The organism is Streptomyces sp. NPDC001634 (assembly GCF_040298185.1).
In the GTDB taxonomy this organism is placed as follows: Bacteria; Actinomycetota; Actinomycetes; order Streptomycetales; family Streptomycetaceae; genus Streptomyces.
Genome location: NZ_JBEOZU010000037.1, coordinates 83,008 through 89,719 on the forward strand (window position 1 = coordinate 83,008; position 6,712 = coordinate 89,719).

Genomic DNA, 6,712 nt, shown 5'->3' on the forward strand with positions numbered 1-6,712 from the left:
CGGATCAGCTCCCGCTGCCGTACGCCGCCGCCGCGTCCTTCTCCAGCTTCGCCTGGGTGCCCGCGACGTCCTTCGGATTCTTCAGGAAGTCCTGGAGGTCCTTCCACTCGCCCTTGCCGGGCGTGCCGCCGAAGGCCTGCGGGGCCTGGTCGGACATGTCGAAGCGGAAGCTGTCGCCGGCCGCGATCAGCGCCTTGGCCATCTTCTGCTGTACCGCGTTCGGGTACGCGGACAGGGCGACCGACTTGTTCGGCGAGAGATAGCCGCCGAGCTTGGCCTGGATGGTCGCGGCGTCCGGCGAGGCCAGGAAGGTGGCCAGGGCCTGCGCCGCCTTGGAGTCCTTGAAGATCACGGCCGCGTCACCGCCGGTGACCACGGGCGGTTGGCCGCCCACGGCCGGGAACGGGAACACCTTGGCGTCCGTGCCGATCTTCGCCTTGGTCTCCCCGATGTTGACCTGCGCGAAGTCGCCCTCGAAGACCATGCCGGCCTTCGGCTGGTCACCGCCGGTGAAGGTCTGGGTGACCGAGGCCGGGAACTCGGTCTGCAGCGCGCCGTCCGGGCCGCCCGCGATGTAGTCCTTCTTGCCCCAGATCTGGGCGAGCGTGGTCAGGGCGTCCTTCACGGACGGGTCCGTCCACTTGATCTTGTGCTGAGCCAGTTGGTCGTACTTCTCCGGGCCTGCCTGGGAGAGGTAGACGTTCTCGAACCAGTCGGTGAGGGTCCAGCCGTCGGCACCGCCGACCGAGAAGGGGGTGACGCCGGAGTCGGAGACGGCCTGGGCCGTCGTCATCAGCTCCTGCCAGGTCTTCGGCTCCTTGGCGCCCGCCCCCTCGAAGACCTTCGCGTTGTACCAGATCAGGGACTTGTTGGCGGCCTTGTAGTAGACGCCGTACTGCTTGCCGTCGACCTTGCCGATGTCCTGCCAGCCCTGCGAGTAGTTCTTGGCGAGCTCCGCCTGGGCCTCGGCGCCCAGGGGCTTGGCCCACTTCTTGTCGACGGCCTGCTTGATGGCGCCGGGCTGGGGGAGCAGTGCGACGTCCGGCGGCTGACCGCCCGCGATCTTCGAACCGAGGAAGTTGATGATCGGGTCCTGGGCGGGCACGAAGGTGACCTTGGCGCCGGTGCGTTTCTCGAACTCGGCAAGCACCTTCTTGAAGTTGGCCTGCTCGACGCCGGTCCAGACGGCGGCGACCTCCAGGCTTGCGCCATTCAGTTTGGGGAGGGTGACCGTCGTGCCGGTTTCCGTGGCTCCGCTGCTGTTGTCGCTGCTGCCCTTTTTGTCGTTGCTTCCGCCGCAGGCGGTGAGTGAGAGCGCCAGTGCTCCCGCGGTCACAGCGGCTGCGGTCCTGGCGGCCCTGCGTGTCCGGATGGTGTTGATCGTGCTGCGCATCACTGCCCCGTTCTTCGTGCCTCGTCGAACGTGCGAGTGCTGTCCCGTGCGCTCTGGTCTACGCGGGGTCGTACGGGGCGGCAAGAGCACCCGCGGTGTCAAGCGAGGGATCGTGACCGCGTCGTGACGTACGGTCAGGATACGCAGAGGAACCTACAGCAGTGAGGGCACCTCCTCCGCCGACACCGACCGCGCGGCCCTCTCCAGCGCACTCGCCAGCAGCGCCAAGTCCGTCGGCCCGTTGCCCAGTTCGCGTACCGGACGCCGCGCCGGCGGGTCCCCCATACGGTGCCACTCGAGCGGTACAACGGTGGGCCGAAGCGTCGCGGTCCGGGGGATCCGTCCTGTGATCCGCCCGCCCTGGAACGGCGTCACCCTGCCGTCCGCGTGCCTCAACACCCCCCGTCCCGGGGCGGGTTCGTCCGCGCCGCTCGTCACCGCCTCCAGTACGACCCGCGACGCGAATCCGCGCGCCGCCCCCCATTCGGCCGTACGTCCGCCGGAGGCCGTCGCGGCGACGAGGTGCACCCCGAGCCGCCCCCCGTCCCGGGCCACCGCCTCCAGCGCCCGTACGACCGACCCGGCCGCCGGCCGTCCAGGTGAGCCCAACGCCGGGGACAGCAGCGCGTCCAGGTCGTCGACCAGCACGACCAGCCGTGCCAGCGGCGGCCCCGTCTCCGTCCGCTGCCGCGTCGCGGCCGGCCGCAGCCGCAGCGTCGAGCTCGGCGGCGTGTCGAGGTCACCCGAGCCCGAGCCCGCTCCCGAGACCGAGCCCGATCCCGCTCCCGAGCCCCCCACACGCTGGGGCACTATCCGGCCCGACCCCTCCCGCTGTGTGTGCCACTCGGCGAAGCCGAGCCGCCCCAGCAGTTCGGCGCGCCGCTTCAGCTCAGCGCTCAGCGACTGCGCGAACTCCCGCATGCGCACGGGGTCGTTGGCCGCCAGATGTGTGGTGACGTGCGGCAGGTCCGTACAGACGCGCAGACCGTCGCCGCCGGTGCCCGCGTTCGCGCCGCACTCGCGGCCGTCCACGAGCACGATCCCGAGTCGGTCCGGGCGCTCGGCCGACGCGAGCGACGCGGCGATCGAGCGCAGAAGTTCCGTACGACCGCTGCCGGGCGGCCCCTCGACCAGCAGATGCGGTCCCTCGGCGGCGAGGTCCGGGCACACCGGACCGCGCGGCCCGGCCCCGAGCACCGCCCAGGCGCGTCCGCCCGGCGAACCCGTGTCGTCCGCCGCGTCCGCCCAACGTGCCATCAGCGACGCGGGGGTGGCCCGCGCCAGCCCCAACTCGTCCAGCAGGCGTGCCGCCTGGGGCAACGGCGTCGACACACGCGTGTGCCGGTCCCCGCCGCCCTCCGTCCGCAGCGGGGCGAGCGCCCGTGCGAACCGCTCCGCCCACGCCGGGGACACCGCGTCCACGGCGGCCACCGTGCCGTGCCCCACGGGAGCCCGGCGCCCGCGCGCGGCGTCCGCGCTTCCGCCCGGCGCGACCCGCAGCAGCCGCAGCGCCGTCGCCACGTCACCGCTCAGCAGCGCGATGGCTCCGCACTCCCGGAACACCGGCGAGGCCCCGCACGCCGCCTCGTACGTCTCCGTCACCGGCGAGGCGGGGGAGGCGGACGGTGCGTCGGCCAGGCAGACGACATGGATACCGGCCCGCGCCCCCTCCTGCGCCAGCCGCACCACGGCCTCGCGGACATCGGCACCGCCCGGGTCGCCGTCCACGATCACCACCGTGTACGGCCCCGCGAAAGTGCCGTCCGCCGGGTCGTCGTCCCGCGCCCAGGAGGGGCGACGGGCGGCGCCGCGCTGGGAAGAGCCGTCCTGCGGGCCGGCGGAGAGGCCGCCCGGGTCTGCCTGGGGGTACGAGACGTCCTGCGTGCCGTGCGTCTCGGCCGCCGTGCCGGTCGCGCGGCCCGTGTCCGTGCGACGGCCTGTGCCGGTCGCCCCGGTCGCGCCCGTGTGGCCGTCCGGGTCCGTGAGGTGGTCCCCCAGGCGGCGCAGCAGCTCGTCCGTGCGGGCCGTCGCCTGTTCGCGGTCGTACGCCAGCAGGAGCCGGCAGTCCTGGCCGTGGGCCGGGCGGAGATGCGGGAGCCAGCCGAGCCAGGACCACTCGGCGGTGCGCTCCTCCAGCGGGCGCGAGCGGTCCGCGCTGATCAGGACCAGCTCCAGCGTGTCGGGGGAGTGCAGCGCGGCGAGCTGTGCCACCACGGCGCGTGCCAGCCCGGACAGCCGCGCCCGGGGCCCGGCGAGGCCGAGCGCCCCCGCCTCGCGCAGCCCGGCGGTCACGGGCACGGAGGGCAGCAGCCCCGAACCGTCCGGCGCCGCCCGGTCGGCCGTGCCCAGCCGCACGGTGAGCGCCTCCGGGTGCCCGGGGCCGCGCTCCCACAGCCGCGGCCCGGGTCCCAGCGCGGTCAGCAGCAGTGACGCGGGGTCCGGCCACTTCTCCGGTGCCGGGGCGACGGGGGGCGCCTGCTGCGGCGTACTCCCGTCCTCGGCGTACGCGTCCCGTCCCGCGCCGCCCGGTTCGCCGCGGCCTCCGGTCAGCCGCCGCGCCCAGGCGCCGAACCCGCTGCGCCTGCGCACCCCCGGCGGCACGTCCGTCCCGCGCGGCGGGGTTCCCTTGCGCGTGCCCTCGTCCGTCGGGCCCCCGGATGCGAGACCCCGGCTTTCGATCCGCGGAGCTCCGCCCTGATCCGGTACGACCCGCCCCGAGAGGCTGGGGGACGACGGCTCCACGGGCTCGTGCTCCTGCGCTCCCGGGCCAAGGCCGCCCGAGGCACCCCAGGCGGTGACGCCGAAGCCGTGATGCGTGTCCCCGTGCGCGCCCCGGGACCCGTGCGCACCCTGGGAGGTGCCGTCGTGGGGGGAGCGGAGACCGGTCCCGGTGCGGCCGTCCGCGCCCGAGGTTCCGGTGCCGGATCGCGCCTCCGCGGGGCTCCCCACGCGCGCGTGGGGCACGGTGGCCGGTGTCTCCGGTCGTGCGGAACCCCCGGGGCCTGTCGAATCCTCCTCGCCGAGGACCCGCACATGTCCCTCCCCGTCCGGCGCCGTCCCCATGGACCGCACCCCGCCGGACGGGGCCAGCCGCAGGGCCGACTCGCCGAGGCGCAGCAGAGCGCCGGAGGCGAAGCGCACCGGCCGGTCGGTCACCCGCCTGCCGTCGAGCACGGTGCCGTTCGTGGAGTCCAGGTCGGCGACCGAGACGCGGCCGTCGGCGGTGACCGTCACCGCGCAGTGCAGCCGGGAGACGTCGGGGTCGTCCAGGGGCACGTCCGCGTCGGCGGAGCGGCCGATCCGGATCACGCCGCCGTGCAGCAGATGGACACCGCCCGCGTCCGGACCCGCGACCACATGCAGCTGGGCCGCGTCCTCGTCCGGCTCGGGGCCGGGCTCCGCGGGGGCACCCAGGGACAGCACCGCGCCGTCCAGCAGGGGCGGCTCGCCCAGCGTGCAGCGCTGTGCGTCGAGCCGCTCCTCGCCCGCGTACAGCACCACTTGTCCGTCGCCTCCGCCGATCGCCGAGGCCAGGCCCGAGGCCACCGCGGCCAGTGCCGTCCCGGCGGGCGCGGTGACCAGCACGTCGCAGCTCGCCGCGCGCGCCCGTGACTCCGGGGGCGGGCCCAGGGGGTCTACGACGGTCAGCCGGATCTGCATCGCCGTCAGCGGTCCCTTCTGCGCGGGCGCCCGCGCACGGGGACGGAGACGCGCCGCGGTCACCCCACCGCGGACTCCCCCACCGCACACGAGCACATCGGCCAGTACGGAAAGCATCCTCGCACCTGCCACTGACAGCGCGCCCGCCGTCCACCGTCAAATGATCTTGATTGGTCGGCTCTGCCCGTAAAAGTGCCTGACCAGTGCCCGACGCGTGGCCGCTTGAGATCGGTCACGCCCGGATCGGGCAACCAAGTGAACCGAAGCGAGCGTCTTCTCATCGAACACGTACGGGGACCGCGTACGTAAAGAGCGGGGACGGCGCACAGCCCGCCGACAGCCCGGTGCCAGGTTCTGCGGCACTACAGTTGGACGGAACACCTGTAGCACGGTGGACGGACCAGTCAAGCAAGCAGCAGGGAGCGCATGACGTGCGGCCGGTAGGCAGCAAGTACCTGCTCGAGGAGCCGCTCGGACGCGGCGCCACGGGCACCGTCTGGCGAGCCCGCCAGCGTGAGACCGCGGGCGCCGAGGCGGCCGTCGCGGGCCGGCCCGGCGAGACTCTGGCGATCAAGGTCCTCAAGGAGGAGCTGGCCGGCGACCCCGACATCGTGATGCGGTTCCTGCGGGAGCGGTCCGTCCTGCTCCGGCTGACCCACCCGAACATCGTGCGGGTACGGGACCTGGTGGTCGAGGGTGAACTGCTGGCGCTGGTCATGGACCTCGTCGACGGCCCCGACCTGCACCGTTACCTCCGCGAGAACGGCCCCTTCACTCCGGTCGCCGCCACTCTGCTCACCGCCCAGATCGCCGACGCCCTGGCCGCGAGCCACGCCGACGGCGTCGTCCATCGCGACCTGAAGCCCGCGAACGTGCTGCTGAAGCAGGACGACGGCCGGATGCACCCGATGCTGACCGACTTCGGCATCGCCCGTCTGGCCGACTCTCCGGGCCTCACGCGCACGAGCGAGTTCGTGGGCACGCCCGCGTACGTCGCCCCCGAGTCGGCCGAGGGCCGCCCGCAGACCTCCGCCGTCGACATCTACGGCGCCGGCATCCTGCTGTACGAGCTGGTCACCGGGCGTCCCCCGTTCGCCGGTCAGACGGCCCTGGAGGTGCTCCACCAGCACCTGAGCGCCGAGCCGCGCCGCCCCTCGACGGTGCCCGACCCGCTGTGGACGGTGATAGAGCGCTGCCTGCGCAAGAACCCGGAGGAGCGGCCCAGCGCGGAGAACCTGGCGCGGGCGCTGCGGGTCGTCGCCGACGGCGTCGGCGTGCACGCGAACTCCGCGCAGATCGCCTCCGCGGAGGGCGTGGCCGCGATGCTCGCACCGGACCCGGACCCGGCCCCGGCCGCCGTCCCCGGCTCGGCCGACCCCACGCAGGTGCTGCCGCAGGGTGCGGCCTCCGCGTACGACCCGAACGCGGCGACCAGCGTCCTGCCTCACACCGCGGGCCCCGTGGGCGCCGCCGACCCCACCGCCGTCCTGCCGAACACCGGTGCCGCCGACCCGACGGCGGTCATGCCGCCGGTGCCGCAGCACCAGCCGGGCGGCCAGCCGCGGCCCGAGGAGCCGCACCCCTGGCAGAGCCAGCTGCGCGCGGCCCGCGACCGCAACGAGCAGACGCAGGTCCAGGCGTACCTCGACCCCGGCGAGG

At 74.2% G+C, this 6,712-nt stretch carries 3 protein-coding genes; 1 reads left to right on the plus strand and 2 read right to left on the minus strand.

Annotation, left to right across the window (positions count from 1 at the left end; translation table 11 throughout):
- Positions 1 to 4: 4 nt before the first annotated feature.
- Positions 5 to 1,393 (minus strand): ABC transporter substrate-binding protein, encoded by a 1,389-nt coding sequence (locus ABT186_RS24720; RefSeq protein WP_351222113.1) that lies wholly within the window; start codon positions 1,391 to 1,393, stop codon positions 5 to 7.
- 153 nt (positions 1,394 to 1,546) lie between these two features.
- On the minus strand, positions 1,547 to 5,053 hold the full coding sequence (locus tag ABT186_RS24725; RefSeq protein ID WP_351926878.1) for an FHA domain-containing protein: 3,507 nt from the start codon (positions 5,051 to 5,053) through the stop codon (positions 1,547 to 1,549).
- A 431-nt stretch (positions 5,054 to 5,484) separates the two neighbouring features.
- Here ABT186_RS24725 and ABT186_RS24730 point away from each other — a divergent pair.
- Positions 5,485 to 6,712, plus strand: a 1,228-nt coding sequence (locus ABT186_RS24730; RefSeq protein WP_351926870.1) for a serine/threonine-protein kinase, incomplete at its 3' end; no start/stop codon positions are given.

Coding starts and splice junctions, on each gene's coding strand:
- ABT186_RS24720 (WP_351222113.1), bottom strand. CDS start 1,393: ATGCGCAGCACGATCAACACCATCCGGACACGCAGGGCCGCCAGGACC.
- ABT186_RS24725 (WP_351926878.1), bottom strand. CDS start 5,053: ATGCAGATCCGGCTGACCGTCGTAGACCCCCTGGGCCCGCCCCCGGAG.